Origin of the sequence: Escherichia ruysiae, assembly GCF_031323975.1 — a bacterium.
In the GTDB taxonomy this organism is placed as follows: domain Bacteria; phylum Pseudomonadota; class Gammaproteobacteria; order Enterobacterales; family Enterobacteriaceae; genus Escherichia; species Escherichia ruysiae.
In genome coordinates this window covers 1,659,182-1,685,601 of the sequence record NZ_JAVIWS010000001.1, presented here as the reverse complement: position 1 = coordinate 1,685,601, position 26,420 = coordinate 1,659,182, and the positions used below count along the sequence as shown (strand labels likewise).

At 50.8% G+C, this 26,420-nt stretch carries 20 protein-coding genes; 7 read left to right on the top strand and 13 right to left on the bottom strand.

What is annotated here, in order from left to right; all coding sequences use genetic code 11:
• Positions 1-9: 9 nt before the first annotated feature.
• Both prfB and lysS read left to right on the top strand, forming a co-directional pair.
• Positions 10-1,108 (top strand): peptide chain release factor 2 gene (gene prfB / locus RGV86_RS08315; RefSeq protein WP_001701073.1). Its coding sequence is split into 2 segments (ribosomal slippage): positions 10-84 and positions 86-1,108, totalling 1,098 coding nucleotides; the frame shifts between segments, so codons are not numbered across the junction.
• A gap of 9 nt (positions 1,109-1,117) precedes the next feature.
• Positions 1,118-2,635 (top strand): lysine--tRNA ligase, encoded by a 1,518-nt coding sequence (gene lysS / locus RGV86_RS08310; protein ID WP_000003093.1) that lies wholly within the window; start codon positions 1,118-1,120, stop codon positions 2,633-2,635.
• Between the two features lie 43 nt (positions 2,636-2,678).
• Here lysS and idi read toward each other — a convergent pair whose 3' ends face one another.
• A complete protein-coding gene (gene idi, locus RGV86_RS08305; protein WP_001192779.1) occupies positions 2,679-3,227 on the bottom strand; it encodes an isopentenyl-diphosphate Delta-isomerase in 549 nt (182 codons plus the stop codon).
• A 54-nt stretch (positions 3,228-3,281) separates the two neighbouring features.
• Between idi and RGV86_RS08300 the strand changes: the two genes are divergently transcribed.
• The gene (locus RGV86_RS08300) at positions 3,282-3,353 is read left to right on the top strand and encodes a hypothetical protein (protein WP_123056740.1); all 72 of its coding nucleotides are present in this window, start codon (positions 3,282-3,284) and stop codon (positions 3,351-3,353) included.
• Here the strand turns inward: RGV86_RS08300 and yqfG are convergent.
• Both yqfG and uacT read right to left on the bottom strand, forming a co-directional pair.
• Positions 3,350-3,475, bottom strand: coding sequence for a protein YqfG (gene yqfG, locus RGV86_RS08295; RefSeq protein WP_016159664.1), 126 nt, complete (start codon positions 3,473-3,475; stop codon positions 3,350-3,352). The genes RGV86_RS08300 and yqfG overlap by 4 nt on opposite strands.
• A 1-nt stretch (position 3,476) precedes the next feature.
• Entirely contained in the window at positions 3,477-4,925 is a 1,449-nt protein-coding gene (uacT, locus tag RGV86_RS08290) for a urate/proton symporter UacT (RefSeq protein ID WP_010347966.1), read from the bottom strand.
• 434 nt (positions 4,926-5,359) lie between these two features.
• Here uacT and ygfT point away from each other — a divergent pair, with 434 nt between their 5' ends.
• Positions 5,360-7,282: a formate-dependent uric acid utilization protein YgfT gene (gene ygfT / locus RGV86_RS08285; protein ID WP_085461133.1), complete on the top strand. Its 1,923-nt coding sequence runs from the start codon at positions 5,360-5,362 to the stop codon at positions 7,280-7,282.
• Positions 7,279-7,767 carry a 4Fe-4S dicluster domain-containing protein gene (locus RGV86_RS08280; RefSeq protein WP_085461132.1) on the top strand — a complete coding sequence of 163 codons (489 nt, stop codon included), beginning with the start codon at positions 7,279-7,281 and terminating at the stop codon, positions 7,765-7,767. Before ygfT ends, RGV86_RS08280 begins: the two co-directional genes overlap by 4 nt.
• 35 nt (positions 7,768-7,802) lie before the next feature.
• On the opposite strand, the gene ghxQ is transcribed toward RGV86_RS08280, so the two are convergent.
• From ghxQ to mocA, 8 genes are all read right to left on the bottom strand, one after another.
• Positions 7,803-9,170 (bottom strand): guanine/hypoxanthine transporter GhxQ, encoded by a 1,368-nt coding sequence (gene ghxQ / locus RGV86_RS08275; RefSeq protein WP_085461131.1) that lies wholly within the window; start codon positions 9,168-9,170, stop codon positions 7,803-7,805.
• A 25-nt stretch (positions 9,171-9,195) separates the two neighbouring features.
• Positions 9,196-10,512: a guanine deaminase gene (gene guaD, locus RGV86_RS08270; RefSeq protein WP_010347969.1), complete on the bottom strand. Its 1,317-nt coding sequence runs from the start codon at positions 10,510-10,512 to the stop codon at positions 9,196-9,198.
• 17 nt (positions 10,513-10,529) lie between these two features.
• Positions 10,530-11,930: a xanthine/proton symporter XanQ gene (gene xanQ / locus RGV86_RS08265; RefSeq protein WP_001280173.1), complete on the bottom strand. Its 1,401-nt coding sequence runs from the start codon at positions 11,928-11,930 to the stop codon at positions 10,530-10,532.
• 332 nt (positions 11,931-12,262) lie between these two features.
• Positions 12,263-15,133: a molybdopterin-dependent oxidoreductase Mo/Fe-S-binding subunit gene (locus RGV86_RS08260; RefSeq protein WP_085461129.1), complete on the bottom strand. Its 2,871-nt coding sequence runs from the start codon at positions 15,131-15,133 to the stop codon at positions 12,263-12,265.
• Positions 15,130-15,909, bottom strand: a complete 780-nt coding sequence (ygfM, locus tag RGV86_RS08255) for a molybdopterin-dependent oxidoreductase FAD-binding subunit (RefSeq protein WP_000572432.1) — start codon at positions 15,907-15,909, stop codon at positions 15,130-15,132. The genes RGV86_RS08260 and ygfM overlap by 4 nt, the downstream gene beginning before the upstream one ends.
• A gap of 50 nt (positions 15,910-15,959) precedes the next feature.
• Positions 15,960-17,288: a putative aminohydrolase SsnA gene (gene ssnA, locus RGV86_RS08250; protein ID WP_085461128.1), complete on the bottom strand. Its 1,329-nt coding sequence runs from the start codon at positions 17,286-17,288 to the stop codon at positions 15,960-15,962.
• 2 nt (positions 17,289-17,290) lie between these two features.
• Positions 17,291-20,389: a putative selenate reductase subunit YgfK gene (ygfK, locus tag RGV86_RS08245; RefSeq protein WP_085461127.1), complete on the bottom strand. Its 3,099-nt coding sequence runs from the start codon at positions 20,387-20,389 to the stop codon at positions 17,291-17,293.
• A 322-nt stretch (positions 20,390-20,711) separates the two neighbouring features.
• Entirely contained in the window at positions 20,712-21,290 is a 579-nt protein-coding gene (mocA, locus tag RGV86_RS08240; protein WP_000094817.1) for a molybdenum cofactor cytidylyltransferase, read from the bottom strand.
• A 104-nt stretch (positions 21,291-21,394) separates the two neighbouring features.
• On the opposite strand from mocA, the gene yqeC reads away from it, so the two are divergent.
• Positions 21,395-22,165 (top strand): selenium cofactor biosynthesis protein YqeC, encoded by a 771-nt coding sequence (yqeC, locus tag RGV86_RS08235; protein ID WP_000835701.1) that lies wholly within the window; start codon positions 21,395-21,397, stop codon positions 22,163-22,165.
• Positions 22,166-22,212: 47 nt separating this feature from the next.
• Positions 22,213-23,838, top strand: coding sequence for a selenium-dependent molybdenum cofactor biosynthesis protein YqeB (yqeB, locus tag RGV86_RS08230; protein WP_001020404.1), 1,626 nt, complete (start codon positions 22,213-22,215; stop codon positions 23,836-23,838).
• Between the two features lie 176 nt (positions 23,839-24,014).
• Here yqeB and arcC read toward each other — a convergent pair whose 3' ends face one another.
• Together arcC and hyuA are read right to left on the bottom strand one after the other, a co-directional pair.
• Complete coding sequence (arcC, locus tag RGV86_RS08225; RefSeq protein WP_000037990.1) at positions 24,015-24,947, bottom strand: carbamate kinase; 933 nt, start codon at positions 24,945-24,947, stop codon at positions 24,015-24,017.
• A gap of 47 nt (positions 24,948-24,994) precedes the next feature.
• A complete protein-coding gene (hyuA, locus tag RGV86_RS08220) occupies positions 24,995-26,380 on the bottom strand; it encodes a D-phenylhydantoinase (protein WP_032226517.1) in 1,386 nt (461 codons plus the stop codon).
• Between the last annotated feature and the right edge of the window lie 40 nt (positions 26,381-26,420).

Genomic DNA, 26,420 nt, shown 5'->3' with positions numbered 1-26,420 from the left:
AATCAGACCATGTTTGAAATTAATCCGGTAAATAATCGCATTCAGGACCTCACGGAACGCTCCGACGTTCTTAGGGGGTATCTTTGACTACGACGCCAAGAAAGAGCGTCTGGAAGAAGTAAACGCCGAGCTGGAACAGCCGGATGTCTGGAACGAACCCGAACGCGCACAGGCGCTGGGTAAAGAGCGTTCCTCCCTCGAGGCTGTTGTCGATACCCTCGACCAAATGAAACAAGGGCTGGAAGATGTTTCCGGTCTGCTGGAACTGGCTGTAGAAGCTGACGACGAAGAAACCTTTAACGAAGCCGTTGCTGAACTCGACGCACTGGAAGAAAAACTGGCGCAGCTTGAGTTCCGCCGCATGTTCTCCGGCGAATATGACAGCGCCGACTGCTACCTTGATATCCAGGCTGGTTCCGGCGGTACGGAAGCGCAGGACTGGGCAAGTATGCTTGAGCGTATGTATCTGCGCTGGGCAGAATCGCGCGGTTTCAAAACTGAAATTATCGAAGAGTCGGAAGGTGAAGTAGCGGGTATCAAATCCGTGACTATCAAGATCTCCGGCGATTACGCTTATGGTTGGCTGCGCACAGAAACCGGTGTTCACCGTCTGGTGCGTAAAAGCCCGTTTGACTCCGGCGGTCGTCGCCACACGTCGTTTAGTTCCGCGTTTGTTTACCCAGAAGTGGATGACGATATTGATATCGAAATCAACCCAGCGGATCTGCGCATTGATGTCTATCGCGCGTCCGGTGCGGGCGGTCAGCACGTTAACCGTACCGAATCTGCGGTGCGTATTACTCACATCCCGACCGGGATTGTGACCCAGTGCCAGAACGACCGTTCCCAGCACAAGAACAAAGACCAGGCCATGAAGCAGATGAAAGCAAAACTTTATGAGCTGGAGATGCAGAAGAAGAATGCTGAGAAACAGGCGATGGAAGACAATAAATCTGACATCGGCTGGGGCAGCCAGATTCGTTCTTATGTCCTTGATGACTCCCGCATTAAAGATCTGCGCACCGGGGTTGAAACCCGCAACACGCAGGCAGTGCTGGATGGCAGCCTGGATCAATTTATCGAAGCAAGTTTGAAAGCTGGGTTATAAGGAACCAACATGTCTGAACAACACGTACAAGGCACTGACGCGGTAACCGATCTTAACAATGAACTGAAAACTCGTCGCGAAAAGCTGGCGAACCTGCGCGAGCAGGGGATTGCCTTTCCGAATGATTTTCGTCGCGACCATACTTCTGACCAACTGCATACAGACTTCGACGGTAAAGAGAACGAAGAGCTGGAAGAGTTGAACATCGAAGTTGCTGTAGCTGGTCGCATGATGACTCGCCGAATTATGGGTAAAGCCTCTTTCGTTACCCTGCAGGACGTCGGTGGTCGCATTCAGCTGTATGTAGCTCGTGATGATCTGCCGGAAGGCGTTTATAACGATCAATTTAAGAAATGGGATCTTGGCGATATTATCGGCGCAAAAGGTAAGCTGTTTAAAACCAAAACCGGCGAGCTGTCTATCCACTGCACCGAGCTGCGTCTGCTGACCAAAGCACTGCGCCCGCTGCCAGACAAATTCCACGGCTTGCAAGATCAGGAAGCGCGTTATCGTCAGCGTTATCTGGATCTCATCTCTAACGATGATTCCCGCAACACCTTTAAAGTGCGTTCACAGATCCTCTCTGGCATTCGCCAGTTCATGGTGAATCGCGGCTTTATGGAAGTTGAAACCCCGATGATGCAGGTGATCCCGGGCGGTGCGGCAGCACGTCCGTTTATTACCCATCACAACGCGCTGGATCTCGACATGTACCTGCGTATTGCGCCGGAACTGTACCTCAAGCGTCTGGTGGTTGGCGGTTTTGAACGCGTGTTCGAAATCAACCGTAACTTCCGTAACGAAGGTATCTCCGTGCGCCATAACCCAGAGTTCACCATGATGGAACTCTATATGGCTTACGCGGATTACAAAGATCTGATCGAACTGACCGAATCGCTGTTCCGCACTCTGGCTCAGGATATTCTCGGTAAGACTGAAGTAACCTACGGTGATGTGGTACTGGACTTCGGTAAGCCGTTCGAAAAACTGACCATGCGTGAAGCGATTAAGAAATATCGCCCGGAAACCGACATGGCAGACCTGGATAACTTTGACTCTGCGAAAGCGATTGCTGAATCTCTCGGCATTCACGTTGAGAAGAGCTGGGGGCTGGGTCGTATTGTGACCGAGATCTTTGACGAAGTGGCAGAAGCGAATCTGATTCAGCCGACCTTCATTACTGAATACCCGGCTGAAGTTTCTCCGCTGGCGCGTCGTAACGACGTCAACCCGGAAATCACCGATCGCTTTGAATTCTTTATTGGCGGTCGTGAGATTGGTAACGGCTTTAGCGAACTGAACGATGCAGAAGATCAGGCGCAGCGTTTCCTGGATCAGGTTGCGGCGAAAGACGCAGGCGACGATGAAGCAATGTTCTACGATGAAGATTACGTTACTGCACTGGAACATGGTCTGCCGCCGACAGCAGGTCTGGGAATTGGTATCGACCGTATGGTTATGCTTTTCACCAACAGCCATACTATCCGCGACGTTATTCTGTTCCCGGCGATGCGTCCGGTAAAATAAGTATTACGCGTAAGCACATAACCCCGGCAACCGTCGGGGTTTTTTATTTAAGCTGTGTAAATGCAGACAATTGTTTTCTGGCTTCGCTATTGGCTGCCTGCATCACCATCCACGGGCTGAATGCCCACGGCGTGGCATCAATACCGCGTAATACATCTGCTAAATCACACCATTGATAATCCATCACTTCATCATTGTTGGGCTGTAACTCGCTGATCACGCGTGCGGCAAATACCGGGCACACTTCATTTTCGACAATGCCACTCGGATCGGTGACGCGGTAGTGAAAGTCAGGATAGACCGGTTCTGGTGATGTTATTTCCACACCCAGTTCAAAGCGGCAACGGCGGATCACCGCGTCTTCGTTGCTTTCTCCCAATTGTGGATGCCCACAAACCGAGTTTGTCCACACACCCGGCCATGCTTTTTTGCTCAGTGCGCGGCGGGTAACTAATAATTGCCCTTTGGCATTAAACAGCCAACTGGAGAACGCGAGATGTAAGGGGGTATTTGCCGTGTGTGCAGCATATTTTTCCAGTGTACCCGAAGGGACTCCCTGTGCATTCAGTAAAATGACGTGTTCCGTTTGCATAATTTCTCACATGTAATTCTAATCACTCGTCATTATAGATAACAGAAGTGTTAAATGATTAACCAAGTGAGCGTTTATCGACAACCGCCCGTTTTGAGCGGATGCCGACAGAGAAAGACCATTTAAAAAAGCAACATCATATATTTGAAGCGGCTTTCAATAGCCATTGCAACGCAGTCAGAAATGACAGGAATGGAGATCATTAAGAGTAATAACAGACTGAATATAGCGCGCATTAAAAGATTCATATTATTCTCCATGCTCATTTTTCTTCAGCTTGCGCATCAGAAGCCACATACGTACTGTCCTGACTTTTAGATCTTTATCAGAGACGGATTCCTTTACCAGGTCAGCATGATGCTGATAGCCATTAAAGAAGACGTTCAGCACAACGGCGCTAAGGGTTGCGAGCATAATGCCGCTATGCAGCAACGGTTGCAGTACGGCCGGTAATTTAGAAAAAAAATCGTGAGAAAGCGTCGGAGTCATGCCAACGCCGAGACTGATTGCCACAATATAGAGGTTGTAACGGTTGGTGGTGTAGTTACAGCGCGACAGAATCCGAATCCCTGTAGCCAGCACCATGCCGAACATCACCAGCCCCGCGCCGCCCAGCACAAATTGCGGAATGGAAGCCACCAGCACCGCCATTTTGGGCACCATGCCGAACAGAATTAAAATAATCCCCGAAGAAATACACACCCAGCGGCTATGAACGCGCGTCACGCTGACCAGACCGACGTTTTGTGAAAAAGATGTATGCGGAAAACTGTTAAACGTTCCGCCGATCATGGTTCCTACGCCATCCACGCGCAGCCCGCGAATAATGTCGTGCGAAGAGAGCTTACGACCGACTATTTCACCCAGTGCCAGGAACATCCCCATCGACTCAATAAATACGATGATGAGTACTGCGGTCATGGTCAAAATAGAAACGGGGTCGAAAATCGGCATACCAAACGACATCGGCGTAACAATCGCAAACCACGAAGCATCATGCAGCCCGGATAAATTGACTTCATTCATCATCCACGAAAGTAAAAAGCCAAATACAATCCCCAGTAATACGGCGACATTGGACATAAATCCTTTTGCATAGCGAGTAATAAGCAAGATGAAAATTAAGACTGCGAAGGAGATTCCTAAATAAACGGGATTACCATATTGCGGATTTCCTTTACCTCCCGCAGCCCAATCAATGCCCACCTGAATAATACTCAGCCCGATAGAGGTAATAACCACACCGGTAACCAGCGGTGGGAACAAAGGCATTAAGCGACCAATAAGCGGCGCTAATAATGTGGTGATAAATCCTGCTGCGATGGTTGCGCCAAAAATCCCCAGCAGGCCGATATCCGGGTTCATCCCGATAGCTATCATTGGCGTTACAGCAGCAAAGGTCACCGACATAATAACGGGCAGGCGAATCCCCATAAAACGACCGATGCCAATGCATTGCAAAAGTGTGACGATACCGCAGCAAAAGAGGTCGGAGCTAATAAGCATCGCGATCGCCTCTTTGGTAAGGCCGAGTCTGTCACCAATCATCAGTGGAACAGCGACTGCACCTGCATACATCACAAGTACGTGTTGCAGACCGAGTATGATCAACTTTCCTGGTGATAATATGCGGTCAACCTCATCGGTGGGGCGGTCTTGCCCTGAAGATGAGGGAAGTTGGGAATCTATGGCGCTCATCAGTCATTCTCCTTTCGCTCGCCAGAGTTAAAAGCAACCGTTTACGTTAATAAAACTGTTTAATTACATGCTCGTGGGATGCCAGTTTTAACGAGGAAGGGAAGTTAGAGACAGGAATTGCGGAGGCAATCACATAATCGTGGTTAAACCGAGAAAATGAGAAAAGAATCAGATAATGGAATTATCTTTAATTTTCTCATATTGATATGTCTTTAATCATTCTGGCATATCGCACTCTCGCATTTAATGTTTTTGAGTTGGATTACTCTGTTTTCAGCAACGATGTTTAATTAATGAAAGCGGCACAGATTGAGGGGTAATAATTTGACCTCAGTCGCAAAATATCATTAAAGCGGACACGTTTTATAATATATGCCCGTTTATTGCATTGCGACATTTGAGAAGACATAACTCATCAAATGAAAGGGATGCAAATGAATAAGTTTATCGCTGCTGAAGCTGCGGAATGTATAGGCTGTCATGCCTGTGAAATTGCCTGTGCGGCGGCACACAACCAAGAAAACTGGCCGCAGAGCCACAGTGACTTTAAACCCCGTATTCACGTTGTTGGGAAAGGCCTGCACGCGAATCCAGTGGCCTGTCATCATTGCAATAATGCCCCCTGCGTTACGGTTTGCCCGGTAAATGCTCTGACTTTCCAGCCTGATAGCGTACAACTGGACGAGCAAAAGTGTATTGGTTGTAAAAGATGCGCAATCGCTTGCCCCTTTGGCGTAATCGAGATGGTCGGTTCTATTGCGCAGAAATGCGACCTTTGTAACCAGCGCAGTTCCGGCGTTCAAGCCTGTATTGAGGTCTGCCCAACGCAGGCATTACGCCTGATGGATGATAAAGAGTTACAGCAGATAAAGATGACCCGCCAGCGCAAAACGGCAGAAGGAAAGGTGTCATCAGATGCTCAGTCATCTCGCCGTGCAGCGTTGCTCCCCGTTAACCCGCGTAAAGGTGCAGATAAAATTTCAGCGAGTGAGCGGAAAACCCACTTTGGCGAAATCTATTGTGGACTGGATCCGCAACAAGCGACTTATGAGAGTGACCGCTGTGTTTATTGTGCCGAAAAAGCCAACTGCAACTGGCATTGCCCGCTGCATAACGCCATTCCGGATTACATCCGTCTGGTACAGGAAGGGAAGATTATTGAAGCGGCAGAACTCTGCCACCAGACCAGCTCCTTACCAGAAATCTGCGGCAGGGTATGTCCACAGGACCGTCTTTGTGAAGGTGCATGTACTTTGAAAGATCACTCTGGCGCAGTCTCTATCGGTAATCTGGAACGCTACATCACCGATACCGCGCTGGCGATGGGCTGGCGTCCCGATGTCAGCCAGGTCGTTCCGCGTATGGAAAGAGTGGCGGTGATTGGCGCAGGGCCAGCAGGGCTGGGGTGTGCCGATATTCTGGTGCGCGCTGGCGTTCATGTTGATGTCTTTGATCGCCATCCAGAAATTGGCGGCATGTTGACCTTTGGTATTCCTCCTTTCAAGCTCGATAAAGCGGTGTTAAGCCAGCGGCGGGAGATATTCACCGCGATGGGGATCGACTTTCATCTCAACTGTGAAATTGGCCGTGATATCTCTTTCAACGAATTAACGGCGGAATATGATGCCGTTTTCCTCGGCGTGGGGACTTACGGGATGATGCGAGCGGATCTGCCGCATGAAGATGCGCCCGGTGTCATTCAGGCGCTACCGTTCCTGACCGCCCATACCCGCCAGTTGATGGGGCTGCCAGAGTCTGCAGAGTATCCGCTGACGGATGTAGAAGGTAAGCGAGTTGTCGTATTGGGGGGCGGCGATACAACAATGGATTGCCTGCGCACATCCATTCGCCTGAAGGCCGCCAGTGTGACCTGTGCTTATCGGCGTGATGAAGTCAGTATGCCCGGCTCGCGAAAAGAGGTGGTTAATGCGCGAGAAGAAGGCGTTGAGTTTCAGTTCAATGTTCAGCCGCAATATATCGCTCTTGATGATGACGGGCGCTTAAAAGCAGTGGGTTTGATTCGTACCGCAATGGGTGAGCCGGAACCTGATGGTCGCCGTCGTCCACGTCCGGTGGCGGGATCTGAGTTTGAACTGCCCGCCGATGTGCTGATTATGGCCTTTGGGTTCCAGGCACATGCCATGCCGTGGTTGCAGGGCAGTGGCGTTAAGCTCGATAAATGGGGGCTGATTCAAACCGGCGACGTCGGGTATTTACCCACCCAGACGCATCTGAGAAAAGTCTTTGCTGGTGGTGATGCTGTTCATGGCGCGGATCTGGTCGTCACTGCAATGGCCGCAGGAAGACAGGCAGCACACGATATGTTAGCCATGTTTAATACGAAGGCATCGCGATGAAATCGTTAATTATCGTTAATTCAACTGACTGTATTGGTTGTCGTACTTGCGAAGTGGCTTGCGTGGTCGCCCATCCGTTAGAACAGGAGTTGAATGCTAGTTTCTTTCTCCCACGTTTAAAAGTGCAGCGTCTGAACAACATTAGTGCGCCGGTGATGTGCCATCAATGCGAAAACGCCCCTTGTGTTGGTGCTTGCCCTGTGGGGGCGCTGACGATAGGCGAGCAGGTGGTGCAGGCCAATTCTGCCCGTTGTATTGGCTGTCAGAGTTGCGTCAGTGCGTGCCCGTTTGGGATGATCACTGTTCAGTCGTTGCCCGGTCATACTCGTCAACTCATCGTGAAATGTGATCTTTGCGAACAGCGGCAAGAGGGACCTGCGTGCGTTGAGTCCTGCCCAACGCAGGCGTTGCAGTTGATGACTGAGAGAGAACTCAGGCAAGTCCGCCAGCAGCGTCTTGCTGCCAGCGGTGAGAATCCTCTCTGAAAGAAATCTCCGCGCTGAAAGGCGCGGGGAGTCTATTAGATTGCCCAACCACCTGCGTAAAACGCGACCAGTGCGGCGGTAATGATAACCGTACCAATATTCAGCTTTTGCCATTCGCGTGCAAAGACGCGGCCTACGACCAGTGTCACAAAGCCCAGCATAATACCGGTGACGATATTACAGGTCAGAACGATGAAAACCGCACATACCAGGCCTGCCATCGCATCAATAAAGTCATTGAAATCGAGCTTCGAGACGTTACTTAACATCAGCAAACCTACGTACATCAGAGCGGGTGCAGTGGCGTAACCAGGGATCAAAAATGACAGAGGTGATAAGAACAGAATCAGCAGGAATAACGCCCCCACTACGGTTGCGGTCAACCCTGTTTTACCCCCGGCGGCGGTTCCTGCCGCTGATTCGATATAAACCGCTGCGGGCGCTGCGCCCACCAGACCGGAGAATATTGAACTTACTGAGTCACTGGTCAGGGCTTTGCCGCCGTTGATGATCTGGTTGTCTTTATCCAACAAATTCGCCTGACCGGCGACGGCACGGATGGTGCCAGTAGCGTCGAACACTGCGGTCATCACCAATGCCAGTACACTCGGAAGTACAGTTGGCTGGAGTGCGCCCATAATATCGAGGCTGAAAATCAGAGACTTACCATCTTCGCCAGTCAGGCTTGGCATCGCCACCAGACCGTGGTATTTCACCGCTGGGTCAAAGATTAAGCCGATGATCGAAATTGCAATAATCACCAACAAGATCCCGCCGGGTACGCGACACTTCTCCAGACCGAAGATGACCGCCAGCCCCAGCAAGCTCATCATCACCGGGAAGGAGGTAAACGCACCGAGCGCCACTGGCAAGCCTTCAATCGGGTTTTTGATAACCATACCCACACCGTTAGCAGCAATCAGCAGCAGAAACAGCCCGATACCGATACCTGTACCGTGAGCGATACCCATCGGCAAATTACGTAAGATCCAGGTACGCACACCGGTTACGGAAATGGCGGTGAAGATGACGCCCATCAGAAATACCGCGCCCAGTGCGACAGGAACGCTAATTTGTTGCCCGAGTACCAGACTGAATGCGGTAAACGCCGTCAAGGAAATGGCGCAACCAATCGCCATTGGCAGGTTAGCCCATAACCCCATCAGCAGAGAGCCGAAGCCTGCGACCAGACAGGTGGCAACGAAGACCGCTGCGGGAGGAAAACCTGCTTTACCCAGCATTCCCGGCACTACGATAACGGAGTAAACCATAGCGAGGAATGTAGTCAGACCCGCCAGTACCTCCTGGCGAACGCTGCTGCCTCTGGCGGTAATTTTAAAATAATTATCCAGCGCGCCCTGTGGCTTTGGTGCGTCCGGTGTTTGTAGGATGTCTCCAGACATAATGATGTCCTCACGAGGTTTATTATTAGTTACGTTCGTACACCAGACGACCATCAACGTAGGTGCGATAGATAGAACGGTCATCGCCCAACGTCATCATCACGAACAATTTGTCGACTAAAGAAACAGAGTTGTCATAGCGCAATTGCTGCAGTGGCGTGGCGGTAGGCTCCATCACCACGAAATCAGCCTCTTTGCCTGGTATAAAATTGCCGATCAGATCGTCAAGTCCCAGAGATTTCGCGCCACCGAGCGTGGCAAGGTAAAACGCTTCATATGCTGAGAGACGATAGCCCTGTAACTGCAACACTTTGTAGGCTTCGTTCAGTGTTTGCAGCATGTTGAAGGTGGTTCCGGCACCAATGTCAGTCCCCATGCCGACTTTGACTTTCTTATTCCATGCTTTTTTCAAGTTGAATAAGCCGCTACCGAGATAAAGGTTGGAGGTTGGACAAAACGCGATGCTGGATTTAGTTTCGCTGAGACGATCCCACTCTTTTTCTTCCAGATGGACGCAGTGAGCAAAGACGCAGTTTTTACCGGTCAGGCCATACTGGTGATAAACATCCAGATAACCATCATGTTCAGGATAAAGTTCTTTCACCCAGGCAATTTCATCTTTGTTTTCACACAGATGGGTATGTATCCACGTATCAGGAAACTCTTCTTTCAGGCGTTGCGCCATTGCCATCTGTTCGGGAGATGAAGTCGGTGCGAAGCGCGGTGTAATGGCGTACAACAGACGTCCATTTTTGTGCCAGCGTTCGATCAGTTCTTTGCTTTGGTGATAACTGCTTTCTGCGGTATCAAGCAGATAATCCGGCGCATTGCGATCCATCATCACCTTGCCGGCAATCATACGCATATTGATATGACTGGCGGCTTCAAACAGCGCATCAACGGATTGCGGATGAACAGTCCCAAACACCAGCGCCGTAGTTGTGCCGTTGCGCAATAACTGCTTGATGAAAAACGCCGACATTTCGCGGGCGTATTCTAAATCCTCATAACGACGCTCTGTGGGGAATGTGTGTTTATTCAACCATTCCAGCAACTGCTCACCGTAGGCACCGACCATTTCACTTTGCGGATAATGGATATGTGTATCGACAAAGCCCGGAACTATCAGTTTGCCTCGATAATCACGGACGCGAATAGTGTCAGGAATTTGATGCTTTCCGTCTTCCCATTTGCCAAACCATTCCACTTTCCCTTGTTTAATGAGTAGTAAACCATCCTCAATAAAACGCAGTGCAGAGGCGATTTCTTCCGGGTTATCGACTGTACGGGTGACATCAATAAAACTGCCTCGTACTGCTTTTAACGTGTGTTCTCCTGACATCATTGACTCCTTTACTTTTAATCCATCTCTTCCGCTGAGGTAATACCAGGCAGAACGTTTTCCTGTCGGTAGCCACCAGGGAGAATAATATTTAATAAAATCGCAGTTAACCCGCCTGCACAAATAGGGTTTTCAACTAATACATAAATAGAGGCAGGCAATATTTTAAAAATTTCGGGATCGTAGGAAACACCAAGACCTAAACCTAATGAGGTGGCGACGATAAGTGTTTCACGGCGTTTTAAGCCATTGGTGATAATGATGCGGATACCGGCAATGGCAATCATGGAAAACATTAACGTCATTGCACCCCCCAGAACTGCCGAGGGGATAGTGGTGAAGAAGCCGCCGATCATCGGAAATAACCCGAGGATAACCAACATAACCGCGATGGTTCGCCCGATATAACGTGAGGCGACGCCGGTCATCTGAATAACACCGTTATTTTGCGCAAAGGTGGTTAATGGTAATGAACCGACTGCGGAGGCGATAACAGAGACCAGACCATCTGCCAGCACGCCACCTTTCAGCCGTGACTGATATTCGTCTCCCTGAATAGGACGGCGGGAAACCATTGCCGTGGCGGTGATATCGCCTACTGCCTCCAGCACGCTAAGTAGATAAATCGTGCCGACCACCAGGAACTGATGGAAGCTGAAACTAAACCCGTATTTGAACGGATGTGGGATAGTGATTAACGGCAGGTTGCGCATACTGCTGAAATCCACCATGCCAAGGCATAACGACGCGATATAGCCGACGCAAAGCCCAATGGCGATCCCGCCCATGCGTAGCAACGGACTACGGCAGCAGTTAAAGCCGATCACCACAATCAAAACCAATAAACCAACGCCGAGATGTTCGTAATTGCCGAACGTACCGCTGCTTTTGGCTGCAAATCCACCGCCAAAATCGATAATGCCGACTTTAATCAGGCTTAAGCCGATCATCAGCACCACAATGCCGCTGACGGTGGGGGTGATAACCCGACGTAGATAAGGCAGGATAAAAGAAGAACCGACAACCAGAAATGCGCCAACGAAGGAAACGCCAAGCAGCGACGACATGATTAATTCTTCGTGGAAACCGTCGCTTTTCATGCTGCTGCCCAGCGCAATCATGACGGTAACAAATGAAAAATTGACTGACTGAATGGAGAGTAAACCGGAACCTACGATGCCATAACGGTTTACCTGTAACCATGTTCCAATGCCGGAGGCGATCATTGCCATTGAAACCAGATAGGCGGTCGTTTCTGCGGAAAGTTGTAAGGCCGCACCCACAATTAATGCGGGAGTCACCATCGGAACGAAAATTGCCAACAGATGGGTAATTGCGCCAACAATAGCCTGATGAAAGGGAGGGCGATCCTCCAGTTCAAATATAAGGTCGGAACCTGCATGGTTTATATCAGACATCCCTTCACTCCTTTTAAAGTAAATTTGATCATCTGAATCAGTAAAATAAATACCCACGAATTTGGGGCGCAGGACGCCTTGAGAACGGCTTATCTCATTTTCGCAGTTACTATTTAGTCATCGTTCAAATAGAGAAACAGGCCGCCGAAGCGGTAACAGATTGTTGATAAATCGCGCTTTGTTCATGCCGGATGCGGCGTGAACGCCTTATCCGCCTACCAAATCATGCTAACTCAATATATTGCAGTCGACATGTAGGCCTGATAAGCGCAGCGCATCAGGCAATTTCGCATTTGTCAGCAATCCAGGCCGCCGAAGCGGCCATTTATTACTTATATTTTTTCCAGCGCGGTGAGTATTTTCTCCGGAGTGAAATGCCATTCGCGTAACCAGATGCCGCAGGCATCGTGAATTGCAGTAGCAATTGCTGGTGCTGCGCCATTTACGCCAATTTCCGAGATGGACTTCGCCCCGAACGGGCCGACTTTATCGTCGCTCGGCACCAGTACGGCACGGAAATCACGTGGGATGTCGCCAATTTTCGGTGCGCCGTAACTGCGTAAATCGCGGGTTAACGGGTGACCTTCGGCGTCATAAATGATTTCTTCGCTCATACTGTGCCCGATAGCACGCAGGGTGGCGCCGTAGATTTGTCCCAACGCTAACTCCGGATTGACCGGCGTACCGCAATCCAGCAGGGCGTAGAATTTGTCCAGGCGGATTTCACCGGTACGCATGTTGACGGCAACTTCAGCAAAGTTTGCACCATACGGGAAGGCGAAATCAGGCGTGATATAACTGGCTGTTCCCACCAGCGAACCAAAGCCAGTACCGGTTTCGCCTTTATGGGCAATATCCCCGAAACTCACTTCGCCTTTCTTACCGCGCACGACGCCCGGCGTTGCCAGTTGAACATCTTCCAGTGGCTCACCCAACATTTGTGCACCGTGGAACAGGATTTTCTCCCGCAGATTTTCCGCAGCCATACGCGCCGCGTTGCCTGAGAAACAAGTACCGGACGAGGCATACGCGCCTTTATCAAACAGCGCATGGTCGGTGTCACCGGAGATAACATGCACGTCCTGCGGCGGGCAGTGCAGCACTTCTGCCGCCAGTTTGGTCACCACAGTATCCAGGCCGGTTCCGATATCCGCACCACCGGAGTGAACGATAAAGGTGCCATCAGATTCCAGTTTGATCATGCAGTTAGCCTGATCGATATCCGGGATACCCGATTTTTGCATGATAATGGCAACGCCACGACCGATGCGCCAGTCACCATTTTGCGGTTTCGGTGAAGACCATTGGATCATCTCGCGACCCTGACGCAGGATCTCTTCCAGTGCGCAGCTGGCGGCGGAAGGAACGGAGGTCGGCGCTTTACCTTCACCGATTGCACCGAGAATTTTCAGCTCTTGCCCTTCGTGTACCCGGTTACGTTCGATAATTTCCAGTTGGTCGATCTGTAACTGTTCAGCCAGTTCCGCTAATGCCATGGTGATCGCGAAGTTACCTTTCGGTGCGCCATAACCCTGATAAGCACCATTTGGACAAATGTTGCTGTAGTAGGTGGTGACCTGGAAATCGACGTTATCGCACGGATATAACGGCAGCGACAGAGCCGGCCCGTTACACGGTACGGTGAGTGAATGGTTGCCGTAAGGACCTGTGTTGGCGCGGAAATCCATCTTCACTGCCGTCAGGCGACCATCTTTTTTCGCCCCCAGTTTGACGGTGACTTTCGCGACGTGACGAGAAGTGTTAGCAATAAACTCTTCTTCACGGGTGTAGCGGAACAGCACCGGACGCCCGGTCACGCAGGTTGCCCAGGCGCACACTTCTTCCAGCAGGATGTCCTGTTTGGAACCAAAACCGCCGCCTACGCGTTCTTTAATGACATGAACTTTATGTTGTTTCATACCTACAAGGCGCGCAACCTGGCGGCGTAAGTGCCACGGTACTTGAGTGGAGGCGTGAATAACCAGCCGATCGCCATCCATGCGGGTAAAGCAGATATGTGTTTCAGTCGGGCATTGCTGCGCCTGAGTTGAGTTATAGGTTCGCTCAATGATCACATCGGCATCGGCGAAGCCTTTATCCATATCGCCAATATGACCATGAATACTGGCGGCGATATTTTTGCGTGGGCGAGAACCGATAGGGAAGTTAATGATCATATGCTCGCCGCGCTGGGCTGCATGACTGTTGTCATCTTCCAGAGTATCTGGCGCACCAGCGACATACACCACCGGTTCATCGTGCACGACAGGTGCATCTTCCGCCATTGCTTCGTCGATCGACATTACCGGTTTAAGCACTTCATATTCAACGTCGATGAGCTTCAGTGCTTCGAGCGCAATTTCTTCACTTTCAGCAACGACTGCAGCAACGCGATCGCCGACATGACGCATTTTCTTGCCGAACATGCGGCGGTCAAGTGGTGACGGTTCCGGCGCGCTCTGACCACCAGGTGTGTAGTAGATGTCCGGGCAATTCAGGTGAGTAATAACGTGAACAACGCCCGGTAAAGCCTCGGCTTTGCTGACATCCAGATGGGTAATCAGTGCGTGAGCGTGTGGGCTACGTAACATTTTAATGACGCAGGCGTCAGCCGTTACGCGGTCTTCAACATAGCAGGGTTTCGCCTGCACCATTTTCGCTGCATCAGTTTTAGGATAGTGCTTACCAATGACTTCAAGGTCGTCGCGGAAAGTCGGGGCGATATCAATCGTGGCCTGTGGGTTATTTTTACGTGCAACCGCCAGTTCAACGACCTGGTAGTATTGCTGCCAGCCTGCATCGCGGCTGAACAGACCAGAAAGCGCGTCGTCGATCTCTTCGCGGGTAGGTGCAGCGATGCGATCGAGAAGATCGGTGATAATCAGCGCCGCAGCCGGATCGTTATAACCGGACTGTACAACACCGACATCAACCATTGCCTGTTGAACCAGACTTAACTCGTTCCATTTGCCCAGCGATTCTGCGGTACGAATGTCTGCTTTTTCTAACTGTGCGGCAATAAGCAGGGATGCGTTGACGATATTACCGTTAAAGATAATTGCGTCAGAACCGGCAAAACCGAAACCATCATCACTGTTGCGTACAGAGTGCATTCCCATGTTAAACAACAGCTTTTGCACGTTTTCGCCAGGATTAACGGTTAATGCCTGGGGCGCGCCATTTAAAGTAAAGTGGATAATCATACGGCTTCCTCCCCAGCCTGTTGGCAGTCGGCATACAGGTCGGCTACCAGAACTCCTGTGATATAGCGTTTATAGGCCACGCTGCCCCGCAAATCTTCCTGCGGGAAAATGGCGTTGGCGACGGCCTGTTCCAGTGCATTACCTTCCAGATTTTGTTTTTCGACATCGTGCAAACGCAGTGCTTTACTGGCGACGCCATCCAGCGCAATTCGCATACCGTCGTGGTCGGTTAATGCAACGGCCGCAGTCACCACCGTTAACCCAGCCTGGGAACGGCTAATTTTGCGAGTCGCGCAGGTGCGATACGGATCTTTAATGATGATTTCTGTCAGCAGACGATCACATGGGCAGGACAGGTAGTCCTCAATTGACAGCGTTTCGCCGTTGCCAAAAACCAGTTCAGCATCCAGTGCCAGCAGGACGGGAAGCAGCACCGACTCTTCCTGCCGGGCGGCGATTTCGCCACCAATGGTCGACTGATTACGAACATGGCGTGAGTAAACAAAACCGAGGGCTTCACGCAGTGCTGCAGGAATAAATCGCGCATCACGCAGTGGCTGCAAGCGAGACATTGCGCCAATCCGCAGTGCACCGTTATCCCAGTCAACCCAGTCCAGTTCCAGATCCTGTAAGGAAATGGCAATCTTTTTATCGGTACGGGTTGGTGTAGCGTTGAGTTTGCTGCCCCCGGCGAACCAGACGGCTTCATCCTGGAAGCGGCGCTTCAGTTCCAGCGCCTGTTCGACAGAGTCGGGTCTGAAAAATTGTTCAATCATCTTCTTTCCTTATTTAACCCTCTTCCTTGAAGGAAGAGGGTATCTGTCATTTATGCCAGCGCATCCATCCGACGCCACATACCGGCTGCGGCTTTTCTGGCTTGCGCATAAATGGAATCGCAATCGAAGTTAAACTGACGGTCTTCATAGACCATCACACCGTTGACCATCACGCTGTGAACGCTGCCTGAACCCATGCCGAAAGCGATATGACCGGCGATATTGTCCGCCAGCAACGGCGTTGGCGAGGTGTAATCGCAAATGGTTAAATCGGCTTTATAACCTGCTTCCAGCAGGCCGAATTTCGCACCAAAGTTGCGACTCATTAGTTCATTGCCGTTAGTCAGGGCTTTGGCAAAACTGTCAGGCCACAGCGGACCACCAGCGTCACGATGTTTAAAGAAGGCGAATTTCATCTCTTCAAACATGTCTGAACCGATACCGTCGGTTCCCAGTGCCAGATTGCGGATATCGCTAAGATGATGGTTGTAACCAACATGGTTATTCATGTTGGAGCGGGCGTTATGTACCAGGAACGCGCCATGCTGATTAAGCAGGGCGATATCCTCTTTCGACAGATACAGGCCGTGGGCGACCAGCGTTTTGCTGTCGATAAGATCGAATTGCGCCAGTCGTGCCAGCAGATCTTTGCCGTACCAGTGGTGACTGTGAGAAACGTCGTAAAGGTCTTCAGCAGCGTGAATGTGTAAACCACGCCCGGTGGCTTTTACGGCTTCGCGCAGCATTTCCAGACCGGCATCCGGCACGGTAAACGGCGCGTGAGCACCAATATGCGCTTCCACCAGATATGGCTCGGTAGCTACTTTCTTTGCGTCGTCAATCTGACGGGCGAAACGGATGTTTTCTTCTACACCTTCCTGTAACTCTGTGATGCCGTTGTTACGGTCAGTGGTTTCAAAACAGGTCATCGCACGCAGGCCAACTTTTAAAAATGCGTTGCGCAGCGTCGAGAGCGACCCGCCGATATAAGCCGGGGACGCATGGTGATCGATAACCGACGTGCATCCGCTCTTGATTGCTTCGAGTGAACAAATCAGCCCGCTGTAATAGAGCGACTCTTCATCAAGGGCACGATCGAGCCGCCACCAAAGATTTTTCAGCGTTGAGATGAAATCCGGGCAGGGAGCGATGTTCGCCATAATTCCGCGCGAAAGTCCCGAGTAAAAATGGTTGTGTGAGCAGACAATCCCAGGCATCACAATCCGGCCATGCATCTCTTTGTAGCTGGCGTCAGGATAACGCTGCGTCAGAGCATCGCCGATCGCGACAATCACATCATTTTCGATGGCGATATCGACGCCTTCCTGCACTTTTGCCGGGTGTAACTGTACTGCGGTGACATTCTTCAGAATCAACATGATTACACCTCCACGCGGCTCAGCAGATAATGATGATGCTGGTGGACATGGCTAATGATGCGGCACATATCGTTCAGCTCTGGCGGTACGTTGTCGAACTGACCTTCGCTATTGATATTCAGCACCCAGCTTTGGTTATTCAGACGTACACGCACACGATCATCTTCCACCAGGAAGCCTGGGTTGCTGCTGTTATCAAAGTCTTGCGACAGACTAAAGACGGTGATTTTGTCTTTGTACGGTTTACCGTTCCACGGGCAGAACTGAGCGCAGTTGCCGCATTCGTTACAGTAAGCGTCGAGGTGCAGCGTCTGGAAACGGTTCTGGAAGCCAGGGACGGCAATTGAGACGTTGGCGCGGTTCGGGCAGACATCCACACACTTGCTGCAAACGTAGTTACATTCAAGGCAGCGAGCGGCTTCCTGGGCGACAAACGCGTCACGATCGTCACTGTTCACCAGGGTGACAGAGATATCGCCTTTACGTTGGTAGATTTCCGCCGGGTTAACGTTGTTCCAGTATTTATCGCTCTGGTGGGAGCGGATATTTTCTCGACTAAGGATGGCATCGGTGGCTCGTCGAGCCGTTCCGACAGCCGCGACAATAGAGGACGGACCGCGCTGTACGTCACCAATCATAAAGACGTCAGTCAGACGAGTTTCGCCGTTATGGTCGACATCAGGCCAGCCGTTTTTGTCCAGCGGCACGCCCATTGCGTTCAGGGCTTCGGTATCCTGCTGTTCGCCAATGGCGGTGATCAGGCTGTCTACGTGCAGCGTTACTGTTTCGCTGGTTTCAACCGGACGGCGACGGCCTTTCTCATCGGGTTCGCCAAGCGACATGACGCGCAACGTTAAGGTGCCATCCGCATCGAAACGTTCTGGGTTATTGAGGAAACGGAACTCTACGCCATCGTGTCGTGCTTCTTCATACTCTTCGCGCCATGCTGGCATCTCTTGTAGTGAACGACGGTAAACGACAGTCGCTTTTTCAACGCCCGGAACGCGTAACGCCGCACGGGCGCAGTCCATTGCGGTGTTACCCGCACCGACAATCACCACATGTTTACCCAAGTTGAGCACTGCGCCTTTGTTGTACTCGCGCAGGAAGGGGAGCGATTTCCAGACATTCTGGTTGTTGCCCGCCAGCTTCACACCGCTGTTTTTATCGGTGCCGGTGGCAATCAGAACATAGTGGAAGCCCTGATTTTTTAACTGTTCGACGGTCAGATCCGGTGAACAGCCATACTCAAATTTCACGCCGTGGTCGGCAACAAAATCGATATCGTGCTGAATCAACTCAGCAGGAATACGGAACTGTGGAATGATATTTTTCACCACGCCGCCGGCGTTAGCTTCGCGTTCAAATAGCGTCACCGGATGGCCCGCTCTGGCAAGGAAGTAGCCTGCTGCCAGACCCGCCGGACCTGCGCCAATGACGGCAACCGGATGGCGAGAACCGGAACCCGCTGGTTTGTGCCAGCGTTGCTTATATTCATCCCAGCCTTTTTCCAGGGCGACTTTTTTCAGTTCGCGGATATTCAGCGCACTGTCGTAATCCAGGCGGGTACAGTTGTACTGGCACTGGTGATCGCAAATGTGACCAGTAATGGCGGGCAGGGCATTACGTTGGTAGATGAGTTCCAGCGCGTCGGCATAGCGATGTTCGCCAAGCAGACGAATGTATTCCGGAATATCCTGTTTGATGGCGCAGGCAGTGACACAGGGTGCAACGTAGCAGTCGGTCAGCGGCAGGTCTTCTGCCACTTCTATACGCTCTTCTGGCTTCCAGTGTTTCTGGGTGTACTCCATGGTCAGCGCATCTGCGGCCAGCTTGCTCAGTCGTTCCACGTCAACGTGGTCAAGTCCCCAGGCGTCGGAGCCTTCCAGCTCGCGCATACAGGCACTTAAACGCAAATAGCCGCCGGGTTTCAGTAAGTCGGTTGCCATGGTGATAGGGCGAATGCCAGTATCGAAAATATCGCGGATAGTCAGCTGGCTGGCACCACCGGAATAAGAAATTGGCAGTTTGCCGTCAAAGGCACGGGACAGAACTGCCGCGACATTGATAGAGAGCGGGAACAGTGCACGGCCGGACATATACATCTCTTCACCAGGCAGTGCGCCTTTGTTATTGATGGTGCCGAGAGTGTTAGTCAGTTTGACGCCAAAGCCGAGTGATTTTTCTTTTGCCAGCGCCATCAGGCGTTCCAGCATTTCCAGCGCCTGCGTTAGCTTGAGGTCGTGATCAAATGACTCTTCTTTTAAGCCGATGTAATCGAACCCACATCCATCAAGAATCTCACGAACACGCGCGTACCCCAGTAAGGTCGGGTTGAGTTTCACAAAGGTGTTCAGCTCTTTTTCTTCCAGCATGTAGCGGCAAATGGCTTCGATTTCATGCGGAGGGCAGCCGTGCATGGTGGAGAGGGTAACGCCTTGTACCATGCTGGTGGGGATACGGGCTGCTAAGGCCTGCAAGCTTTCACGTTTTTCCTGCAATCCGTGGCGGGCTAAAAATGCGTCATCGTGGAGGAGTTTATTCAGCGTATCGCGGTATTGAGCTAATTTCGGATGGTCAGATGCGTCCATCATATTGTCGATGAACTGCTGCATCGGCGGCTGCTTAATGCCTTCGAGGTTGTAACCGACGCTCATATTAAAGATAAACGATTTACCAGAATCAGAAGGCTGGAACATGGCTTCGAGAAGATGCAGGGCAAACCAGGCTTTGAGGTATTCATCCCAGGCTTTAAGCAGGGTAAATTCGGTTGACCATTCGGTGTTAAAGCATTCGTCTTCGGCATCGATACAGGGCTTTTCCAGCTCCAGGCGGTCAAGAATTTGGACGGTTTTTAGTTCGATAAAGCGTCCGCCAGTCAGCCAGGAAGTGACGATATTTTGCGCGAGTTGCGTGTGCGGACCAGCGGCAGGGCCGACGGGGGTGGCACAGGTTTCACCGAAGACGCTAACAGTTTTACCTTTTACGGGTGAGTAAAACTGTTGCTCAGGAATACCAAAGATTGAGCGTTGTTGTTGGTATTCATCAAATATGCGCGTCAAAAGTTCCTCAAACGGAATGGGACGCATAATATCCCCCATAACCCTCTCCTTAGCTTATACAGATATCATTGAGTGACCGGTATTGATAAATCCGGTGGTTTAAGGAGACAGAGCAACAATCGCACCACTATTGCCAGGTTGGCTCGGAAATATAAAAAAATGTGAGGCGCCTCGAAACTTAATGGTTTTTTGTGAATGATCTCACAGGTGCTAAATGAGAATTAAAATCACTACCGAGAGTTATTATTGCCAGGGGTTTTATCATTTTTTCTCATTTCTCAAAATCAGTGGCTCCTTATCATTATGATAAAAGGATACTGAGTGGAATGAATATTTGAACGCAATCGTTTAACCTGATTTTCTAAAATTCAGTATGCCACTTTTGCGCATTAATAAAGTCCTCGGGGGTATCAATATCTAAAATTATTTCTTCATCTTCTATTTCGACGGAATAATGTTCACCCATTTGCAATGCCTGACGCATATTGGTCACGTTGGGACGTTGGATAGCCTGCATCAGACTCGATTTTGAGATTAAAATGGGATGGCCAGGGATACCATTGTGGAGTGGGAGAATTGCACCGTTGTTGCGTAACCTCCAGATTTTATTAAATATATTGGCATTAAGACTTGGCATGTCACCATGAGTAATAAAGCAATGTTCAGTTTGCACTTCGGGAGCCGCAGCCTTCACCGAGGTCAGTAAGCCCTGCTCATAATCTGGATTATAAATAAGAGTAATATTGCCAGTGTTCTCGTAGCGATGGTGCAGTTCATTAGCGCGAAAACCCGTAACTAAAATAATTCGACTACAAAACTGCAACGCGTTTTTGATACTTGCATCAAGAATTGTTTCCTGTTGCCAGGGTAACATCATTTTCCATTGTCCCATTCTTGATGATAATCCAGCAGCGGTAATTATACAGTCGATAGATGACATAGTGATTCCATTATTTATATCGGTTAATAACGCCTGAAAATTGCGTTACTTCCTGGTTAATGAATTTGAGGGCTAATTTATCCCAGAGAGGTCTATGAAGACTCGTGAAAAGTATAATTGACCCATCAGCATTATTCATTGATTTAGGCGTGCAGAACGCTCCGGCAGTCATTTCTGTTGTTGGTGCAGGGGGGAAAACCAGTCTGCTTTTTTGGCTGGCAGAGTTACTTCAGTCTAGTGGCAGGCGCGTGTTAATCACGACGACGACACATATGTTTATACCAACGTCTCACTGGCCCGTGGTTTTCTGTCGCGATCCCGCCATGCTTCCTCATGCGTCTCTCACATCCCCCATTGCATTTTGTTTTCACCGCTTCAAAGCGAAACAGGGAAAAGCGCAGGGATTTACGCCAGATACCATTGATGTACTGGCGCAACGACCAGAATGTGACGTAATTCTCATTGAGGCAGATGGCTCGCGTGGAATGCCGTTAAAAGCGCCAGATGAGCACGAACCTTGCATACCTAAAAGCAGTTGCTGCGTGATTGCTGTGATGGGAGGGCATATTTTGGGCACTAAAGTTGGTGCTGAAAATGTCCATCGCTGGTCGCAGTTCGCTGAGATTACAGGGTTAACACCTGATGCAACCTTGCAGCTGAGCGATCTCGTTGCGCTGGTTCGCCATCCGCAGGGGGCGTTTAAAAACGTACCGCAAGGCTGTCGGCGAATCTGGTTCATTAACCGTTTTTCTCAATGTGAGAATGCGATTGCGCAAAACGAGCTACTCAAACCGCTGCAACAACACGACGTAGAGGCAATCTGGCTGGGCGATATACAAGAAGATCCTGCAATCGCGCGCAGATTTGTGAATTAGCAGCTCGGACATTCCGGGTTACTGAAAGGATATCCATTGAGGTTGGTATGAATATTTTCACAGAGGCTGCAAAACTTGAAGAGCAAAATTGTCCGTTTGCGATGGCGCAAATTGTTGATAGCCGAGGCTCGACTCCCCGCCATTCTGCACAAATGTTAGTGCGCGCCGATGGTTCTATCGTCGGTACAATTGGTGGTGGAATGGTTGAGCGGAAGGTGATTGAAGAGTCGCTTCAGGCATTGCAGGAACGTAAGCCGCGATTATTCCATGGACGTATGGCTCGTAACGGTGTGGATGCTGTCGGGTCAGATTGTGGAGGTGCAATGTCCGTGTTTATCAGCGTCCATGGTATGCGTCCTCGTCTGGTGTTGATTGGTGCGGGGCATGTCAACCGGGCGATAGCCCAGAGTGCGGCGCTATTAGGGTTTGATATCGCCGTTGCCGATATTTATCGCGAAAGCCTCAATCCTGAACTTTTCCCGCCGTCAACTACGCTTCTCCATGCCGATTCGTTTGGCGCGGCAGTAGAAGCAATGGAGATTCGTCCTGATAATTTTGTCCTGATTGCCACGAATAATCAGGATCGTGAAGCCCTCGATAAACTCATTGAACAGCCCATTGCATGGCTGGGTTTGCTGGCAAGTCGCCGCAAGGTGCAGCTTTTCCTGCGTCAATTGCGTGAGAAAGGCGTGGCTGAAGAACATATTGCCCGTTTACACGCGCCGGTTGGTTACAACATTGGTGCGGAAACGCCGCAGGAGATCGCCATCAGCGTGCTGGCAGAAATATTACAGGTGAAAAATAACGCGCCGGGTGGGCTGATGATGAAACCTACGCATCCTTCCGGACACCAACTGGTGGTAATTCGCGGCGCGGGAGATATCGCCAGTGGTGTGGCGTTACGCTTGTATCATGCGGGGTTCAAAGTGATCATGCTGGAAGTGGAAAAGCCAACGGTGATTCGTTGTACCGTGGCGTTTGCCCAGGCCGTGTTCGACGGCGAAATGACGGTCGAAGGCGTCACAGCCCGCCTGGCAACCAGCTCTGCGGAAGCGATGAAACTTACCGAACGTGGATTCATCCCGGTGATGGTAGATCCTGCCTGTTCACTGCTTGATGAACTGAAACCGCTTTGCGTTGTGGACGCTATTCTTGCGAAACAGAATTTGGGTACGCGTGCAGATATGGCACCGGTGACGATCGCGCTTGGGCCGGGGTTTACCGCAGGGAAAGATTGCCATGCGGTAATTGAAACGAATCGCGGGCACTGGCTCGGTCAGGTGATTTACTCCGGTTGTGCACAGGAGAATACCGGTGTTCCCGGTAATATCATGGGGCACACCACCCGACGTGTGATCCGTGCTCCGGCGGCAGGCATTATGCGATCCAATGTGAAATTAGGCGATCTGGTGAAAGAGGGCGATGTGATTGCCTGGATTGGTGAGCATGAAATTAAAGCGCCGTTGACGGGGATGGTGCGTGGCTTGTTGAACGACGGACTGGCGGTGGTCGGTGGTTTTAAAATCGGTGATATCGATCCTCGTGGCGAAACGGCCGATTTCACCAGTGTTTCAGATAAAGCCAGGGCGATTGGCGGCGGTGTCCTTGAGGCGTTAATGATGTTGATGCATCAGGGTGTTAAAGCGACAGAAGAAGTGCTGGAAGTGGCTTAAATGAAAACGGCCGGATGGTATTACCCGCCCGGCCTGAGACTGATGACAAAGTCCAAAAAGAGTTCGGACAGTCCCCTCGCCCCTTCGGAGAGAGGGGGAAAACCGTGCCAACATTGGCGATTGAGCCAGTTTGTCAGCAATATCTGGTCGGATGGCGTCGCCATCCGACCTTTAAATTACTGACAAATCACCGTTCCGGTTTTGCCTTCAATCCCTTCTTTCGCTTTGCTCAATACGGTAATCAGTGCTTCACGACCAGCGCGAGAGCGAGCAAACGAGGCGGCAGCTTCTACTTTCGGCAGCATAGAACCTTTCGCAAAATGACCTTCTTCGATAAAGCGTTCTGCATCGGCCAATGACAGGCGGTCGAGCCACTGCTCATTCTCTTTACCGAAGTTAATGGCCACTTTTTCTACCGCAGTCAGAATGATCAGCATATCGGCATCAATCATTTCTGCTAAACGGGCGCTGGCCCAGTCTTTATCAATAACCGCGCTGGCACCACGCAGATGGTTACCTTCACGAATAACAGGAATACCACCACCGCCAACGGTGATCACCACCTGACCTGCATCTACCAGAGCTTTAACCGTTTCTTTTTCAATGATATCAACCGGTTTTGGCGAGGCAACAACACGGCGATAGCCGCGACCAGCATCTTCTTTCAGAGTGTAACCCTGTTTTGTCAGTTGCTCTGCTTCCTGCTCGGTAAAGAACGAACCGATCGGCTTGGTCGGGTTGAGGAATGCCGGATCGTTAGCATCGACTTCGACCTGGGTAACCAGCGTTGCTACAGGTTTATTAATACCACGAGAAAGCAGCTCTTCCCTTAAGGCGTTTTGTAGATCGTATCCAATGTATCCCTGGCTTAAGGCGACACAGACAGACATTGGCAGCATTGGCGAGTGTGCTTCCGTTTTTGCGGCAGCTTCGAATGCCTGGTTAATCATGCCTACCTGCGGCCCATTACCATGAGTGACGATAACTTCATGTCCTTGGGCAATTAAATCAACAATTGCCTGAGACGTAATTTTTACCGCTTTCATTTGTCCGGCCAGATCGTCGCCCAGCGCATTCCCGCCGAGGGCGAGAACAATTTTCTTACTCATTTTTCCTCACTCATCATTCTTAATTGTGTATAGATCCCTGGTAGTGGTTAGAGCACGGGAGGGACAAACGGTTTGCGTCGCAGGAAACGACCGCGTCCGGCTTTGCCTGTGAAGGCTCCGTCGCAGAAAATCGTTTCACCACGGGATAGCGTTCTGACAATTGCGCCCTGACAGGTAATGCCCTCCCAGGGCGAATAGTCGGCGTTGTCGTGGAGATGGCGATGTTGAATTTGTTGGCTCTGACGTGGGTCGATAATCACCACGTCGCCATCGGAACCGGGCGCTAATAATCCTTTTTGCGGCCACAGGCCAAACAGCCTGGCGGGCATCGCGCTGGTTAACTCAACAAAACGTTCCGGTGTGATACGTCCGGTCATTACGCCGCTGGAGAACAGCAATTGCATACGATTTTCCACACCGGGCAAGCCATTTGGGCAGCGACTGAAATCGCCTTTAGAAATTTGCTGGCGTTGAGCCATCGAGAAGGTGCAATGATCGGTCGCCACCACGTCAATCGCACCATCGCTGATGCCACACCACAGTTTGTCCTGCTCGCGAACATTGCGCAGCGGTGGGCTAAGGATAAATTTCATTCCGTCTTCTGTATCGTAACTGCGTTCGTCCAGCAGAAGATATTGCGGACAAGTTTCAACCCAGACAGGCTGGTGATTCGCGCGGGCAAGGCGCAGGTAATCCAGACCTAAGCCGTTAGACAGATGGACGATATAGAGTGGGGCGTTGCCGGCAAGTTGCGCCAGATTAATCATGCGGGCGATAGCTTCAGCTTCGCATTCCAGAGGTCGACTCAAGGCGTGATAGCGCGGCGCGGTTAACCCGGCGGCAATAAATTCCGCCCGCTTGCTGGCGATAGCTGCGTCATTTTCCGGGTGCACAGTGGTCAGGGCGCCAGACTCATGCAAGCGGCGTAATGCTTGCAACACTTCATCATCGTTGAGTTTATATTGATAGGTTAAATAGAGTTTAAAACTGCTCAGCCCTTCCTCGACCATCATCGGGATTTCGTCGAGGATGGCGTGATTAATGTGCTGGATCACACCGTGAAAGCTGTAGTCGATGACCGCCTTATGGGCGGCATAACCACGATAAACTTCCAGTTGATGGCGTAACCGGCAGCCATTTGGGCCAAATCCCATATGGTCAATAATGGTTGTTGTACCGCCACACGCGGCTGCGCGAGTACCGGTAAAAAAATCATCACAACTGCGCGCAATGCCGACATCAATATTAAAATGCGTATGGACATCCACGCCGCCAGGGAAAACGTAACAGCCAGTGGCATCAATGTCTTCATAAGGGAGCTGCGGCGAAATATTGGTGCCCAACTGGCGAACAATCCCGCTTTCAATCAACAAATCCTGCTTTGCTTGTCCATCTGCGTTCACGACAGTGCCGTTTTTGATCAATACGCGCATAGCAAACTCCAAAAACCCTCCGGCGAACCGGAGGGGAATA

Bases quoted from the DNA above. Each gene is read 5' to 3' on its own strand.
- lysS (WP_000003093.1), top strand. From the start codon at position 1,118: ATGTCTGAACAACACGTACAAGGCACTGACGCGGTAACCGATCTTAAC.
- idi (WP_001192779.1), bottom strand. From the start codon at position 3,227: ATGCAAACGGAACACGTCATTTTACTGAATGCACAGGGAGTCCCTTCG.
- yqfG (WP_016159664.1), bottom strand. From the start codon at position 3,475: ATGAATCTTTTAATGCGCGCTATATTCAGTCTGTTATTACTCTTAATG.
- uacT (WP_010347966.1), bottom strand. From the start codon at position 4,925: ATGAGCGCCATAGATTCCCAACTTCCCTCATCTTCAGGGCAAGACCGC.
- ygfT (WP_085461133.1), top strand. From the start codon at position 5,360: ATGAATAAGTTTATCGCTGCTGAAGCTGCGGAATGTATAGGCTGTCAT.
- RGV86_RS08280 (WP_085461132.1), top strand. From the start codon at position 7,279: ATGAAATCGTTAATTATCGTTAATTCAACTGACTGTATTGGTTGTCGT.
- ghxQ (WP_085461131.1), bottom strand. From the start codon at position 9,170: ATGTCTGGAGACATCCTACAAACACCGGACGCACCAAAGCCACAGGGC.
- guaD (WP_010347969.1), bottom strand. From the start codon at position 10,512: ATGTCAGGAGAACACACGTTAAAAGCAGTACGAGGCAGTTTTATTGAT.
- xanQ (WP_001280173.1), bottom strand. From the start codon at position 11,930: ATGTCTGATATAAACCATGCAGGTTCCGACCTTATATTTGAACTGGAG.
- RGV86_RS08260 (WP_085461129.1), bottom strand. From the start codon at position 15,133: ATGATTATCCACTTTACTTTAAATGGCGCGCCCCAGGCATTAACCGTT.
- ygfM (WP_000572432.1), bottom strand. From the start codon at position 15,909: ATGATTGAACAATTTTTCAGACCCGACTCTGTCGAACAGGCGCTGGAA.
- ssnA (WP_085461128.1), bottom strand. From the start codon at position 17,288: ATGTTGATTCTGAAGAATGTCACCGCAGTACAGTTACACCCGGCAAAA.
- ygfK (WP_085461127.1), bottom strand. From the start codon at position 20,389: ATGGGGGATATTATGCGTCCCATTCCGTTTGAGGAACTTTTGACGCGC.
- mocA (WP_000094817.1), bottom strand. From the start codon at position 21,290: ATGTCATCTATCGACTGTATAATTACCGCTGCTGGATTATCATCAAGA.
- yqeB (WP_001020404.1), top strand. From the start codon at position 22,213: ATGAATATTTTCACAGAGGCTGCAAAACTTGAAGAGCAAAATTGTCCG.
- arcC (WP_000037990.1), bottom strand. From the start codon at position 24,947: ATGAGTAAGAAAATTGTTCTCGCCCTCGGCGGGAATGCGCTGGGCGAC.
- hyuA (WP_032226517.1), bottom strand. From the start codon at position 26,380: ATGCGCGTATTGATCAAAAACGGCACTGTCGTGAACGCAGATGGACAA.